14 protein-coding genes are annotated in these 14,216 nt (G+C 72.3%); 9 read left to right on the top strand and 5 right to left on the bottom strand.

From position 1 onward, the window contains the following. Positions 1 to 50: 50 nt before the first annotated feature. Genes ABD671_RS20535 through ABD671_RS20520 form a run of 4 tightly spaced genes read left to right on the top strand, consistent with a single transcriptional unit; the run spans position 51 to position 5,562 of the window. Positions 51 to 2,528 carry a DNA gyrase/topoisomerase IV subunit A gene (locus tag ABD671_RS20535; protein ID WP_344735365.1) on the top strand — a complete coding sequence of 826 codons (2,478 nt, stop codon included), beginning with the start codon at positions 51 to 53 and terminating at the stop codon, positions 2,526 to 2,528. Positions 2,529 to 2,532: 4 nt separating this feature from the next. Further along, entirely contained in the window at positions 2,533 to 3,255 is a 723-nt protein-coding gene (locus tag ABD671_RS20530) for an LppX_LprAFG lipoprotein (RefSeq protein WP_344735364.1), read from the top strand. A gap of 10 nt (positions 3,256 to 3,265) precedes the next feature. Then, positions 3,266 to 5,068 carry an MFS transporter gene (locus ABD671_RS20525; protein ID WP_344735363.1) on the top strand — a complete coding sequence of 601 codons (1,803 nt, stop codon included), beginning with the start codon at positions 3,266 to 3,268 and terminating at the stop codon, positions 5,066 to 5,068. Next, a complete protein-coding gene (locus ABD671_RS20520; RefSeq protein WP_344735362.1) occupies positions 5,065 to 5,562 on the top strand; it encodes a beta-class carbonic anhydrase in 498 nt (165 codons plus the stop codon). The genes ABD671_RS20525 and ABD671_RS20520 overlap by 4 nt, the downstream gene beginning before the upstream one ends. A 25-nt stretch (positions 5,563 to 5,587) precedes the next feature. On the opposite strand, the gene ABD671_RS20515 is transcribed toward ABD671_RS20520, so the two are convergent. Both ABD671_RS20515 and ABD671_RS20510 read right to left on the bottom strand, forming a co-directional pair. Next, entirely contained in the window at positions 5,588 to 5,977 is a 390-nt protein-coding gene (locus ABD671_RS20515; RefSeq protein ID WP_344735361.1) for a hypothetical protein, read from the bottom strand. Further along, on the bottom strand, positions 5,974 to 8,067 hold the full coding sequence (locus ABD671_RS20510; protein ID WP_344735360.1) for a DNA gyrase/topoisomerase IV subunit B: 2,094 nt from the start codon (positions 8,065 to 8,067) through the stop codon (positions 5,974 to 5,976). Before ABD671_RS20510 ends, ABD671_RS20515 begins: the two co-directional genes overlap by 4 nt. Before the next feature lie 534 nt (positions 8,068 to 8,601). Between ABD671_RS20510 and ABD671_RS20505 the strand changes: the two genes are divergently transcribed. From ABD671_RS20505 to ABD671_RS20490, 4 genes are all read left to right on the top strand, one after another. Beyond that, positions 8,602 to 8,835: a DUF7455 domain-containing protein gene (locus ABD671_RS20505; protein ID WP_344735359.1), complete on the top strand. Its 234-nt coding sequence runs from the start codon at positions 8,602 to 8,604 to the stop codon at positions 8,833 to 8,835. An 87-nt stretch (positions 8,836 to 8,922) separates the two neighbouring features. Further along, positions 8,923 to 9,399: a DUF456 domain-containing protein gene (locus ABD671_RS20500; RefSeq protein WP_344735358.1), complete on the top strand. Its 477-nt coding sequence runs from the start codon at positions 8,923 to 8,925 to the stop codon at positions 9,397 to 9,399. Next, entirely contained in the window at positions 9,396 to 10,232 is an 837-nt protein-coding gene (locus ABD671_RS20495; protein ID WP_344735357.1) for an EamA family transporter, read from the top strand. Before ABD671_RS20500 ends, ABD671_RS20495 begins: the two co-directional genes overlap by 4 nt. Positions 10,233 to 10,373: 141 nt before the next feature. Further along, positions 10,374 to 10,610: an NINE protein gene (locus ABD671_RS20490; protein ID WP_344735356.1), complete on the top strand. Its 237-nt coding sequence runs from the start codon at positions 10,374 to 10,376 to the stop codon at positions 10,608 to 10,610. Positions 10,611 to 10,689: 79 nt separating this feature from the next. On the opposite strand, the gene ABD671_RS20485 is transcribed toward ABD671_RS20490, so the two are convergent. From ABD671_RS20485 to ABD671_RS20475, 3 genes are all read right to left on the bottom strand, one after another. Continuing rightward, a complete protein-coding gene (locus ABD671_RS20485; RefSeq protein ID WP_344735355.1) occupies positions 10,690 to 12,309 on the bottom strand; it encodes an RNA polymerase sigma factor in 1,620 nt (539 codons plus the stop codon). Positions 12,310 to 12,652: 343 nt separating this feature from the next. After that, positions 12,653 to 13,222 (bottom strand): HhH-GPD-type base excision DNA repair protein, encoded by a 570-nt coding sequence (locus ABD671_RS20480; RefSeq protein WP_344735354.1) that lies wholly within the window; start codon positions 13,220 to 13,222, stop codon positions 12,653 to 12,655. Between the two features lie 37 nt (positions 13,223 to 13,259). After that, complete coding sequence (locus ABD671_RS20475; protein ID WP_344735353.1) at positions 13,260 to 13,634, bottom strand: universal stress protein; 375 nt, start codon at positions 13,632 to 13,634, stop codon at positions 13,260 to 13,262. A gap of 85 nt (positions 13,635 to 13,719) precedes the next feature. On the opposite strand from ABD671_RS20475, the gene ABD671_RS20470 reads away from it, so the two are divergent. Then, positions 13,720 to 14,196 carry a hypothetical protein gene (locus ABD671_RS20470; protein WP_344735352.1) on the top strand — a complete coding sequence of 159 codons (477 nt, stop codon included), beginning with the start codon at positions 13,720 to 13,722 and terminating at the stop codon, positions 14,194 to 14,196. Positions 14,197 to 14,216: the final 20 nt, after the last annotated feature.

Raw genomic sequence — 14,216 nt, 5'->3', positions numbered from 1 at the left:
TACGGCGTGCCCCCTGCGGGTTCGTCGGCGGCTCGCGACACAATGCCGCCATGGCACGCCGCACTCCCCCTCCGATCGACGACGACTTCGAGGAGCACATCCTCGACATCGACGTGGGCGACGAGATGCGGTCGTCCTTCCTGGAGTACGCCTACTCGGTCATCTACTCCCGTGCGCTGCCCGACGCGCGCGACGGCCTCAAGCCGGTGCAGCGCCGCATCCTCTACACGATGAACGACATGGGCCTGCGCCCCGACCGCGGGCACGTGAAGTCGGCCCGCGTCGTCGGCGAGGTCATGGGCCGCCTGCACCCCCACGGCGACGGCGCCATCTACGACGCCCTCGTGCGCCTGGCCCAGCCGTGGTCGATGCGGGTCACGATGGTCGACGGCCACGGCAACTTCGGCTCCCCCGACGACCCGCCGGCCGCGATGCGCTACACCGAGTGCCGCATGGCCCCGGCCGCGGTGGCGATGACGGCCGGCATCGACGAGAACACCGTCGACTTCCGGCCCAACTACGACGGTCGCGAGGAGGAGCCGTCGGTGCTGCCCGCGGCCATCCCGAACCTCGTGGTCAACGGCACCACGGGCATCGCGGTCGGCATGGCCACCAACTGCGCCCCGCACAACCTGGTCGAGGTCGTGCAGGCGCTGCGCCACCTCATCAAGCACCCGAACACCGACGTCGACGGCCTGATGCGCTTCATCCCGGGGCCCGACCTGCCCACCGGCGGCAAGATCGTGGGCCTCGACGGCATCCGCGAGGCCTACGAGACCGGCCGCGGCAGCTTCCGCATGCGCGCCACCGCCCGCGTCGAGACGCTCGGACGCCGCAAGGCGATCGTGGTCACCGAGCTGCCCTACGGCGTCGGCACCGAGAAGGTCGTCGAGCGCATCAAGACCCTCGTGCAGTCCAAGAAGCTCCAGGGCATCGCCGACCTCAAGGACCTCACCGACCGCGAGAACGGCCTGCGCCTGGTCATCGAGGTGAAGAACGGCTTCGTGCCCGAGGCGCTGCTCGAGCAGCTCTACAAGCAGACGCCGATGGAGGACTCCTTCGGCATCAACGCCGTCGCGCTCGTCGAGGGCCAGCCGCGCACGCTGAGCCTCAAGGAGATGCTCGAGGTCTTCCTCGCCCACCGCTACGACGTCGTCCGCCGGCGCTCGCAGTACCGCCGCGACCGCAAGGCCGAGCGGCTGCACCTCGTCGACGGCCTGCTCATCGCGCTCCTCGACATCGACGAGGTCATCGCGGTCATCCGCTCCAGCGACGACTCCGGCGCGGCCCGCGAGCGCCTGATGGGGGTCTTCGACCTCTCCCAGCCGCAGGCCGAGTACATCCTCGAGATGCAGCTGCGCCGCCTCACCCGCTTCAGCCGCATCGAGCTGGAGAAGGAGCAGGAGACCCTGCGCCGCGAGATCGAGGAGCTCGACGCCATCCTCAGCGACGAGAACAGGCTGCGCGAGGTGGTCGCAGACGAGCTCGCCGAGGTCGCGAAGACCTTCGGCACCCCGCGGCGCACGGTGCTGCTGGAGTCGGCCGGCACGGCGGTGGCCGCCACAGCCCAGGCCCTGGAGGTCGCCGACGACCCCTGCTTCGCCTTCCTCTCCTCCAGCGGGCTGCTGGCCCGCTCCAGCAGCGACGAGGCCCCGGGCTCGGGCGGCGACCGCGCCAACCACGACGTGGTCGTCTCGGTCGTGCGCACCACCGCTCGCGGCGAGATCGGCGTGGTCACCAACCGCGGACGCGTCGTCAAGCTCTCCGTGCTCGACCTGCCGGCCCTGCCCGCCTCGGCCAACGACCCCAACCTCCAAGGCGGCCTGCCGCTCTCCGAGCTGCTCTCGCTCGACGCCGGCGAGCGGGCGCTGGCGCTCTCCGCGCTGCCCACCGAGGGTCCCGGGCTCGCGCTCGGCACCGCGCAGGGCGTGGTCAAGCGGGTCAATCCCGAGGTGCTCGGTCGCGACGACTGGGAGGTCATCCGCCTGGCCGACGGCGACGAGGTCGTCGGCGCGGTCGAGCTGACCACCGGCTCCGAGCTGCTGTGCTTCGTCACCACCGACGCCCAGCTGCTGCACTTCGGCGCCGACGCCGTGCGCCCCCAGGGCCGCTCGGGCGGCGGCATCGCGGGCATCCGGGTCGCCGCCGGGGAGAAGGTGCGCTGGTTCGGCGCCGTCGCCCCCGACGCCCCCGAGGGCGTGGTCGTCGTGACCGCCTCCGGCTCCTCCACCGCCCTGCCCGGCACCGAGCCCGGTGCGGTGAAGGTCGCCCCGTTCTCGGAGTACCCCGGCAAGGGTCGCGCCACCGGCGGCGTGCGCTGCCACCGCTTCCTCAAGGGCGAGGACACCCTCGTCCTGGCCTGGGTCGGCCCGGCGCCGGCCCGGGCGGCCGCTGCCAGCGGCGCTCCCGTGCCGCTGCCCGAGCCGACCGGACGCCGCGACGGCTCCGGCATCCCGGCGGCACAGCCGATCGTGGCGGTCGCCGGGCCCGTCGCCGTCCGGGTCGCTACACCCCCTGTGGAAGGCTGACCGCATGCCGACGTCAACGCCGACGATCCGACGACTCCCACTCACCGCCAGCGTGCTGGCCGCCGCCGTCCTCAGCCTGGGGGCGTGCAGCGGCGATTCCGGCGGCGGCGCCTCGGACGCCTCGCCCGCCGACGTCCTGGCGGCGGCGAAGAAGAACTTCGACGACACCAGCGGCGTCCACCTCACCCTCACCTCCAGCGACCTGCCCGACGGCGTCTCCGCGCTGATCTCGGCCGACGGCGACGGCACGCACGCGCCGGCCTTCAAGGGCGAGATCAAGGTGGCCTACGCCGGGTTCGAGCCGACCGTGCCGGTCGTGGCCATCGACGGGAAGACCTACGCGCAGTTGCCGCTGACCACCGGCTGGCAGACCATCGACCCCGGCGACTACGGCGCGCCCGACCCGGCCGCTCTGCTCTCAACCGACGGCGGGTTCTCCTCGCTGCTCACGGCCACCACCGACCCGGAGCGGGGCGACCAGGTGCGCGGCGGCGAGGACAACAAGCAGATCCTCACCGAGTACACCGGCACCATCGACGAGACCGCGGCGCAGGCGATCATCCCCAGCGCCACGGGCACCTTCGAGGTCACCTACACCATCGACGACGACGACCAGCTCCAGGAGATGGTCGTCACCGGCGACTTCTACGACAAGGGCACCTCGAGCACCTACACGATCGCGTTCAGCGACTACGGCTCGACCCCCGACATCACCGCGCCGAAGTGAGCCGGCGGCGGTGAGCACTCCGGTCGAGGCCGTGCCGCGCACGGCGCGGGTCCTCCTCGGGCTCGCCGCCGGGGCGGTGGCCTTCGCGGCGGCCGACACCTACGTCGTCGTCCTCGCGCTGGTCGACATGATGCAGGGCGTCGGGCTCTCCCCCGACCAGCTGCAGCGGGCGGCCCCGATCATCTCCGGGTTCCTGCTCGGCTACGTCGCGATGCTGCCCCTCATCGGCCGGATCGCCGACCTGCGCGGCCGGGCGCCGGTGCTGGTGGCCTCGCTCGTGGTCTTCGCGTTCGGCTCCCTGGTCACCGCGCTCTCCTACGACATGACCTCGATGGTCGCCGGTCGCTTCCTCCAGGGGCTGGGCGGCGGCGGTCTCGTGCCGGCCACCCTCGCCCTGGTCGCCGACCTGTACCCCCGGGAGCGGCGCGGAGTGCCGCTCGGGCTGGTCAGCGCGGTGCAGGAGATCGGCTCGGTGCTCGGCCCGCTGTACGGCGCCGTCGTGCTCGCCGTAGCCGACTGGCGGGCCATCTTCGCGCTCAACCTCGCCGTCGGTCTCGTGCTCGCGGCTGCGCTGCGGGTCGCCACCCGCACGACCCCCGGCGTGGCCGACCCCGCGGTCGGCTCGCGCGACCGGGCGCGGCTGCCCGACCCGATCGGCGTCCTGCTGGTGGTCGTGCTGCTCGGCGCCGGAGGCCTGGTGTTCGTCGAACCGAGCCAGCTGCTGCGCGACATCACCTGGGGCCAGCTGTTCATCCCGGTCGACGCCCTCGGCGTGCTGGGCGACGGCCGCTGGGTCACGCCGCTCGGCCTGACCACCATCGGCGCCCTCGTGCTGCTCGTCGCGCGGTGCCTCACCGCGCCGCGGCCGCTGGTCGACCTGTGCGGGTGGGGCCGCAGCCTGCGCGAGGCCGACGCGCTCGGCGCCACCTACCTCGCGCTCGCCCTGGGCGGGGTGATCCTCGCGTTCGCCACCGCCGACCCCAAGATCCAGGTCTTCTCCGACCAGGGCTGGTGGTACCTCGGCGGGGCCGTCCTGGCGGCGGCGGCGTTCGTCGTCCACCTGCGGCGCTCGCCCGCACCGCTGCTCCCCCGTGGCGCCCTCGCCGCCATGCCGGCCTGGGGTGCGGTCGCGGTGAGCTTCCTCGTCGGCGCCGCCCTGATCGCCGCCCTCATCGACGTGCCGCTCTTCGCCCGCACCACCGTCTACGAGGACTCCCAGCTGATGGCCGCCCTCGTGCTGGTGCGCTTCCTGGTCGCGCTGCCGGTCGGCGCGGTCGTCGGCGGCTACCTCACCCGCACCGTGCCCGCCGGGGTGGTCACCGCGATCGGCATGGCGCTGGCCTCGGTCGCCTTCGTGCTGATGAGCCGCTGGGACGTCACGAGCCTGGAGGGCTGGTTCGCCACCGTGCCGCTTGTGCTCGGCGGCCTGGGCTTCGGGCTGGCGCTGGCCCCGGTCAACGCGGCGGTGCTCGCCAGCACCGACGATGCGGTGCACGGGGTCGCCAGCGCGATGGTCGTCGTGGCCCGCATGGTCGGCATGCTCGTGGGCATCTCCGCGCTCACCACCCTGGGGCTGCGGCGCTACTACGCCGAGCAGGCCGACATCCCGCCGGTGCAGGAGGTCTGCAACGGCGTCAGCCGCTGCGACGCCTTCAGCGACCTGCTGCGCGCGGCCGGGATCGCCCAGGAGCAGACGGTCTTCGCGGGCGCGGCGATCATCGCGGCCGCGGCCGCCGTCTTGGCGCTGGTGGTGTTCAAAGGCGCGCGTACGCGTGCGGACGACGCTTCCGCACCGTTACCGTTCCTCTCGTGACTCCCGACTTCGACGACCTGCTGACGGCGAACAAAGAGTTCGCCACCGACTTCGCCTTCGGCGGGTTCGACGGCATCGCACGCGCCGGCGTGGCCATCGTGACCTGCATGGACTCCCGCATCGATCCCCTGCGCATGATCGGTCTGCAGCCCGGCGACGCCAAGATCTTCCGCAACCCCGGCGGCCGGGTCACCGAGGCGGCACTCGAGGCCATCGTCCTCGGCGTGCACCTGCTCAACGTCGACCGGGTGCTCGTGGTGCCCCACACCCGGTGCGCGGTCGCCAACAACTCCGAGGAGGCGCTGCGCGAGAAGGTCACCGCGTCGGCCGGCGTCGACGCCACCTGGCAGCACTTCCACGTGATCGACGACCAGGTCGCGACCCTGGGCCTGGACATCCACCGCGTCACCAGCCACCCCCTCGTGCCCGGTCACATCAAGGTCGGTGGCTTCATCTACGACGTCGACACGGGTCTGCTCGAGCAGAAGTACTGACCGACCCGCTCGGGGGGCGGTCGGCTCAGCGAGCCTCCAGCCGGTCCCGCAGCACGCGGTCGACCAGCGCGGACGGGTGGGCGGCGATCCAGGCCGGCAGCTCCCCGAGCGTGCCCACCGCGGCCAGGCCGTCGACGACGGCCTCCGCGGCGGCGACGACGTCCTGATCACCGCCGACCGCGACGTCGAGCAGCAGCGGACAGTCGATCGCCCCGCCCTCGGGCTCGGGGGTGAGCTCGGGCACCCAGCAGCCGATCTCGAGGGTCCAGGAGGCGGCCGCCCCCGCCCCGGAGGCCCGCAGGACGACGTACCAGTACAGGTCGCCGACGGCCAGGCGCAGGTGCCCGCGCCGCGCCTTGGCCCCGCGCTTCTTCAGCAGCGCGGTGACCGCGGCCCGGTCGCGCGGCGAGATCACGCGTCGAGCGCTTCGACGTCGACGTCGTAGGCGCCCTGGACGATGAACTCCTTGCGCGGAGCGACATCGGTGCCCATGAGCAGCTCGAAGACCGAGGCGGCCGCGTCGGCGTCGTCGATGGTGATGCGGCGCAGGGTGCGGTGGCGCGGGTCCATGGTGGTCTCGGCTAGCTGGTCGGCGTCCATCTCGCCCAGACCCTTGTAGCGCTGGATGGGGTCCTTCCACCGCACGTTCTTCTTGCGCAGCTCCGCGAGCTTCCGCTGCAGCTCGTCGTCGGAGTAGGTGTAGACGTACTTCTCCTGCCCCTTCTTGGGGTTGGAGATCTCGATGCGGTGCAGCGGCGGCACCGCGGAGAACACCCGGCCCTCGCGGATCAGGTCGGGCATGTACTTGAAGAACAGGGTGGCCAGCAGGCAGCGGATGTGGGCTCCGTCGGAGTCGGCGTCGGCCATGAAGATGATGCGGCCGTAGCGGGCGGCGTCGAGGTCGAAGGTGCGCCCCGAACCGGCGCCGACGACCTGGATGATCGAGGCGCACTCGGCGTTCTTGAGCATGTCGCCGACCGAGGCCTTCTGGACGTTGAGGATCTTGCCGCGGATCGGCAGCAGGGCCTGGAACTCCGAGTTGCGCGCGAGCTTGGCGGTGCCGAGCGCGGAGTCGCCCTCGACGATGAACAGCTCGGTGCGGTCGGCGTCCGAGCTGCGGCAGTCGGCGAGCTTGGCGGGCAGGCTGGAGGACTCCAGGGCGTTCTTGCGACGCTGGTTCTCGCGGTGCTGGCGTGCGGCCAGGCGGGTCTTGGCCGCGCCGGCGACCTTCTCCATGACCAGCTTGGCCTGGGCCTTCTCCTCGCGCTTGGTGGAGGTGAGGAACTTCTTCAGCTCCTGCGCGACGACCTTGCGGACGATGGTGCGCGCGGCCGGCGTGCCGAGGATCTCCTTGGTCTGACCCTCGAACTGCGGCTCGGCGAGCCGCACGGTGACGACGCCGGTGAGGCCCTCGAGGACGTCGTCCTTGATGACATCGGCGTCGGCGGCCTTGAGCACCTTGGCGGTGCGCATGACGTCGTTGAAGGTCTTGGTCAGGGCCGCCTCGAAGCCGCTCACGTGCGTGCCGCCCTTGGGGGTGGCGATGACGTTGACGAAGGAGCGCAGCTCGGTGTCGTAGCCCAGGCCCCAGCGGACGGCGACGTCGACGTGGAGCTCGCGCTCGACCTCCTGGGGCGTCATGTGGCCCTTGTCGTCGAGCATCGGCACGGTCTCGGTGAAGGTGTCGACGCCCTGGAGGCGCAGCACCGAGGTGACGGCCTCGTCGGGTGCGAGGAACTCCGCGAACTCCCCGATGCCGCCGGCGTGGCGGAAGGACTCCTCGACCGGCTCCTCGCCGCGCAGGTCGCGCAGCACGAGCTCGAGGCCCGGCACGATGAAGGAGGTCTGGCGGGCGCGGGTGACCAGCTCGTCGTAGACGAAGCGGGCGTCCTTGGTGAAGATCTGCCGGTCGGGCCAGAACCGGATGCGGGTGCCGCTGCGGCCCTTGGCGACCTTGCCGCCCTTGCGGGTCAGCCCCGACTGCGGGGCGAAGGCGCCGCCGAGCCCGTCGGTGTCGAAGACGCCCGGGACGCCGCGCTGGAAGGAGAGTCCCTGGACGGCGGGGGCGCGCTCGACGTCGATGTCCATGCGGGACGACAGCGCGTTGACCACCGAGAGGCCGACGCCGTGCAGACCGCCGGTGGCCACGTAGGAGCCGCCGCCGAACTTGCCGCCCGCGTGCAGCTTGGTGGCCACGACCTCGACACCCGGCAACCCGGTCTTGGGCTCCTTGTCGGTCGGGATGCCACGGCCGTCGTCGTGCACCTCGGCCGACCCGTCGGGGTGCAGGGTGACCTCGACCCGGGTCGCCGCGCCGGCGAGCGCCTCGTCGACACCGTTGTCGATGATCTCCCACAGGCAGTGCATGAGGCCGCGGGTGTCGGTCGAGCCGATGTACATGCCGGGCCGCTTGCGGACGGCCTCGAGCCCCTCCAGGACGAGGAGGTGCGCGGCGTTGTAGGTGTTGTCGGCGATCGTGGGGCTCCTGCGCGAGGGTCGGGACATGCACCGAGCCGCTCCTCAGGGCGGAGGCTCGGCTCCCCTCCAATCTAATCGACGACACGCCGTCACCCTGCGCAGGCGCGCCTGCGCGGCCGGGCGCACGCGGCGGTCTAGGTTGGGCGCACTCGCTGCTCGACAAGTCCATGCACCACCGACACGACGGCGCCGCATCGCGCGCCGCCCCGGTCGCAGCGCGGACGGCGGGCCCGCCGGCACTCATGCCGGGCACTCGCGAGTCACGACTCGGCCACGATCGATCCACGGGTCGGTCGAACTCCGGCAGCCGGGCAGCGCCGCCCGCACACTGGAGGAGCAGGAGATCGGAAATTCGTCCGATCGATCGCTCAGAAGCACCGTTTCCCGGCCGTAGCCATCGTTACCACCCCGAGAACTCCTGATCACGGGTGTGGGAAATGCCAGTGCCGGGAAGCACCAGCATGATGGGATGAGGTGTCAGATGCGCCACACGGCCCCGGGAATCTTGGACCCCGCAGCTACGTTGACCACGACACCGAGCACTGAAGAAATGAGGCCGATGTGACTACTGCCGTTGCCCCCAGCTCCGCGCTGACCGCTGCGGACCGCTGTGACCGTTGCGGAGCTCAGGCCTACCTCCGTGTCGAGCTCCGGACCGGTGGCGAGCTCCTGTTCTGCGCCCACCACGCCCGCGAGCACGGCGACAAGCTCAAGGAGCTCGCCGTCAACGTCGTCGACGAGACCCACCGTCTCACCGGGACCCCTGCCGCCGGCGCGACCGACGCGGAGATCTGAGTCCCACCACCAGCATCGTCGAAGGCCCCGGAGCGCCCGCTCCGGGGCCTTCGTCGTCCCCGGGGACGCGGATGAGAGGGTGGACGCGTGACCCTGGTCGACGTCCTCGTGGCGCTGCTCATCGCCGTCGGTCTCGCGGGCGTGCTCGTGCCCGTGCTGCCGGGCCTGCTGCTCATCGCGGCGGCCGTCATCGGGTGGGCGATCGCCACCGGCGGGGCCACCGCCTGGAGCGTGGCGGGCCTCGCGCTCGTGATCATGCTCGTGGGCAGCGTCGTGAAGTACACGATCCCCGGACGCCGTCTCCAGGCCGCGGGCATCCCCGGCTCCACCCAGTGGTGGGGGGCGCTGGGCGCGGTCGTCGGCTTCTTCGTGATCCCGGTGGTGGGCATCTTCGTCGGCTTCCCGGTCGGGGTCTACCTCGCCGAGTACCGCCGGCTGGGCGCCGCCGACGCGTGGCCCTCCACGGTGCACGCGCTGCGGGCGGTCGGCCTCTCGATCCTCATCGAACTGCTCGCCGGCGTCGCCGCCGCCGTCGTCTGGGGTGTCGGGGTGGTCGTCGCGTGATCGCGATCGCCCTCGCCCTGGCCTCGGCCGCGGCCTACGGGCTCTCGGACTTCCTCGGCGGCGTCCTCTCCCGCCGCACCTCGCCGTGGGCGGTCGGCGTGGTCGGCCAGGCCTCGGGGATGGCGCTCATCGTCGCCCTCGGGCTGCTGCTGGGCGGTGACCCGCGCTGGGAGGACGCCGGATGGGGCGCGGTGGCCGGTCTGGGCAACGGCGCCGGCGTCGCGTTCCTCTATCGGGGGCTGTCCCGGGGCCGGATGGGCGTGGTCGCGCCGGCGTCCGGGGTGGTCGCGGCCGTCATCCCCGTCGCCGTCGGCCTGTTCGAGGGCGAGCGCCCCTCGATCGTCGTCCTGCTCGGGATGCTCATCGCCCTGCCCGGCATCTGGCTGGTCGCGGCCGCGCCCGCGGGGGCCGAGGAGGCCGCCCGACCCTCCGGTCTCCTCGACGGCCTCGGCGCCGGTGCCGGCTTCGGCCTGCTCTTCGCGACGACCGCGCAGATCCCCGCCGACTCCGGCGTGCTGCCGCTGGCGGCGATGCAGGCCGTCGCCGTCCTCGTCCTCATCGTCGGCGCGCTCGCAGCCGGGGCAGCCTGGCGGCCACGCGGGCGAGCCGCGCTGGGCGGCGCCTGGTGCGGGCTCCTCGGGTCGAGCGCCGTCGCCCTGTTCCTCACCGCCACCCACCACGGCTATCTGACCGTCGTCGCCGTCATCGCGGCCCTCTACCCCGCCGCGACGGTGCTGCTGGCGGCCACCGTGCTGCGCGAACGGATCCATCGCTCCCAGGGCCTGGGCCTCGGCCTGTGCGCCGTCGCCGTGGTGTGCGTGGCCGCGGGCTGAAAGTTCCCGTTCGGCGTGGCGAGGTGCCTCACGACTAGACCGGGTCGCGAAACGCCACCGCAACACGCGTCACGCGACTTAGAGTCCCGCCTGGCCCACCTCACGGGCCGACCACCCAGCACCCCCAGAGACGGAGACACCATGTCCACCTCCACCCCTGCGCCCGCCAAGTCGAAGATCGTGGCCGCCCTGCTCGGCATCTTCCTCGGCGGCCTCGGCGCCCACTCCTTCTACCTCGGCAACGCCAAGAAGGGCGCCATCCAGCTCGTCGTCAGCGTCGTGACCCTCGGCGCCGGCTCGCTGTGGGGCTTCATCGAGGGCATCTTGATCCTCATCGGCAAGATCGACACCGACGCGGCGGGCAATCCGCTCGCCTGACGTCCCAGACGTACGAAGGCCCCCGACCGATCCGGTCGGGGGCCTTCGCGCTGTTCGGGGTCGCGCTCAGTCCAGGTCGTCAGTCGAGGTAGTCGCGCAGCACCTGCGAGCGGCTCGGGTGGCGCAGCTTCGACATCGTCTTCGACTCGATCTGACGGATGCGCTCACGCGTGACGCCGTAGACCTTGCCGATCTCGTCGAGGGTCTTCGGCTGGCCGTCGGTGAGACCGAAGCGCATGCTCACCACGCCCGCCTCGCGCTCGGAGAGCGTGTCGAGGACGGCGTGCAGCTGCTCCTGGAGCAGGGTGAAGGACACGGCGTCGGCCGGGACGATCGCCTCGGAGTCCTCGATCAGGTCACCGAACTCCGAGTCGCCGTCCTCGCCGAGCGGGGTGTGCAGCGAGATGGGCTCGCGGCCGTACTTCTGGACCTCGATGACCTTCTCGGGGGTCATGTCGAGCTCCTTGGCGAGCTCCTCGGGCGTGGGCTCGCGGCCGAGGTCCTGCAGCATCTGGCGCTGGACGCGGGCGAGCTTGTTGATGACCTCGACCATGTGCACCGGGATGCGGATGGTGCGGGCCTGGTCGGCCATCGCACGGGTGATGGCCTGGCGGATCCACCAGGTGGCGTAGGTCGAGAACTTGTAGCCCTTGGTGTAGTCGAACTTCTCGACCGCACGGATCAGACCGAGGTTGCCCTCCTGGATGAGGTCGAGGAAGAGCATCCCGCGGCCGGTGTAGCGCTTGGCCAGCGAGACGACCAGGCGGAGGTTCGCCTCGAGGAGGTGGTTCTTGGCCCGGCGGCCGTCCTCGGCGATCCACTCCAGCTCCTCGCGGAGCTTCTCGGTGATCTTGCCGCCCTTGCCCAGCTTCTCCTCGGCGAAGAGGCCCGCCTCGATGCGCTTGGCGAGCTCGACCTCCATCTCGGCGTTGAGGAGCGGGACCTTGCCGATCTGCTTGAGGTAGTCCTTGACCGGGTCTGCGGTCGCGCCCGCGACCATGACCTGCTGCTCGGGCTCGTCGGTGTCATCGGCCGCGGAGACGACGAAGGAGGCCTCCTTCTCGTCCTCCTCGATCGTCGGGTCGGACTTGACGTCCTTCTCGAACTGGTCGTCGGAGATGTCGGGGAGGATCTTCTTGCCGTCGGGTCCGATCGTGGGCGCGGCGGCCGCGACGGCCTCGTCGCCGGTCTCCTCGGCGTCGTCCTCGACCTCGACGACCTCGAGGTCGTCGATCTCGATCTCCTCGAGCTCGACCTCCTCCAGCTCCGCCTCGTCGGCGGGGGCGGCCTTCGCCGCCGTCTTGGTGGCGGCGGTCTTCGCAGCCGGCTTGGCGGCGGTCTTCGCCGGCGCCTTCTTGGCCGCGGCCTTCTTCGCCGGCGCCGGTGCGTCGTCCTCGGCGGCGGCCGCCGCCTTCTTGGCGGCCGCGGCGGTGGTCTTCGCGGTGGCGGTCTTGCGGGTGGTCGTGGCCGCGACCGCACGGGCGGCCGGCGCGCCGAGGTCGACCGAGATGCCCAGGCCGCTCAGGTGCGCGAGCAGTGGCTTGAGGTGCTTGGGCTCGATCGATGCGTCCTCACTGGCCCGTCGGACCTCTTCGGGCGTGACGCTCCCGGACGGCGTGCCGCGCGCGATCAGGTCGGCGACGGCGGGGTGGGAGAGCACCTCGGCAGGGATCTTGCGCGCGTTCGAGGACACGAACACCTCTCGTGAAGCAGCTGATGGGCGCGGCGAATCCCGGAGTCGTCAAGGGCCGCGGTCTCATTCTGCCACGCCCCTGGGCGCGACCGTGCACCAGCGCCGGTTTCGGTCGCCGCGTCGCCGGCCGGATCGCACACCTCCAGACCAGTGGCGGGGTCCGACCCATCCGGAACCGCGAGGGCGACGAAGCCGGATAGGGGTCAGCCGGCCCGCCTTCAATGGGGGAAGGCGGACCGGCTGACCTCACCAACAGTGCCACATGACGGCGCCGCTTCGGAATCGGCACACCGCAGGTTCCTGCATCGAGTGCCCTCTCGACTCCCGAGAGGGCCCGATGCGGCCCTGATCAGGCCTTCGCGGCCTTGGCGGCGGCCTTCATCTCCTTCTTGTGGTCGCGCACCTTCTGCAGGCTGACGGCGTCGACGACGTCCGCGACGGAGCGGTAGCCCTCGAGCGCGTAGTCGCCAGTGGCCTTCTCCCACCCCTCGGGCCGCACGCCGAGCTGCTTGGCCAGCAGCGCGACGAAGATCTGCGCCTTCTGACGGCCGAAGCCGGGCAGGGCCTGCACCCGCTTGAGGAGGTCGGCGCCGCTGGTCGCCTCGTCCCAGATGCGGCTGGCGTCGCCGCCGTGCTGCTCCTCGACGATGCGCGCGAGCTCCTGGAGCCGCGCGGCCATCGACCCCGGGAACCGGTGGATCGCCGGCGGCTGCGAGCACAGGGCGGCGAACTCCTCGGGGTCGGCCGCGGCGATGGCGGACGGGTCGAGGGTGCCGAACCGCTCGAGCACCTTCGCGGGGCCGCGGAAGGCGTGCTCCATGGGGTACTGCTGATCGAGCATCATCGCCGCGAGGAGCGCGAACGGGGAGTCGTCGAGCACCTGGTCGGCCGCGGCGTCGCCGGTGATGTGGAAGCCCATGGCCCCATCCTGCCGGACGCGCGGGCAGGGGCCGGGGTCAGGCCGTCACGGTCAGCACGGGGCAGGTGGCGTCGAGCAGGAGCCGCTGCGCGTTGCTGCCCAGGATCAGCTTGCCGACGGGCGAACGGCGTCGCAGGCCGAAGACGAGCAGGGACGCCGCGTTCGCCTCCGCCGCGGCCAGCAGGTCGTCGGCCGGCTCGGCGCCGGTCGGCGGGTGGAGGTCGAAGGGCAGCCCGGTGGCCGCGAGCCGTGCGCGCAGCGCCTCGACATCGCCGTCGGTCTCGCGGGTGGCCCACAGGACCAGGAGCCGGCCGCCGCGACGACGGGTCTCCTCGATCGCCGCCTCGAGCGCGGCCTCGCCCTCGGGCTTGGCCAGGTAGCCGACCACGACCGTCGCCAACACGTCGTCCATGCGACCAACCTAGTCCAGGTCGAGGGCGCGCGGCTCGGCTGTGGACGGGCGCGGCGGGCCGACGGCACCGGGGCAGGCTCCCGACGTGACCGCCTCTCCCCCCTCGCCCGTTCCGCCGGCCGCCCTGCCGATCGCACTGACAGCCGACAGCCCGCCGACGGACGCCGAACGCACCCTGCTGCGCGCTGCCGTCGCCCAGCACGCCCGCTCGGAGCCGCGTCGGGTCTTCAGCCCGGTTCTCCATGCCGGGCGGCCGGGTGGTCCGGAGACGGTCTTCGGGCTGGCCGGCCTCGACTCCCCGGGCGGCCCCCTCGACCACGCCCTGCGCACCGACGTCGTCGAGGCGCTGCTGCGGGCGACCCACGACGTGCCCGAGCGCCTGCTGTGGCTGACCCGGCCGGGGCCGCTCGACCTCCACGAGGCCGACGTGCGGTGGGCGGCCGCCTCCCGGGCGGCGCGGGCCGAGACCGGCGTGGTGCACCGGTTCGTCGTCGTCACCCGGCACGGCTGGCGCGACCCGTGCACCGGCGCCGGACGGTCGTGGCGACGGATGCGGGCCTAGCCCCGGCGTCGGTACCGGGC

Origin of the sequence: Nocardioides fonticola (assembly GCF_039536805.1) — a bacterium.
Classification (GTDB): domain Bacteria; phylum Actinomycetota; class Actinomycetes; order Propionibacteriales; family Nocardioidaceae; genus Nocardioides; species Nocardioides fonticola.
This window is presented reverse-complemented; position numbering and strand designations above follow the sequence as displayed.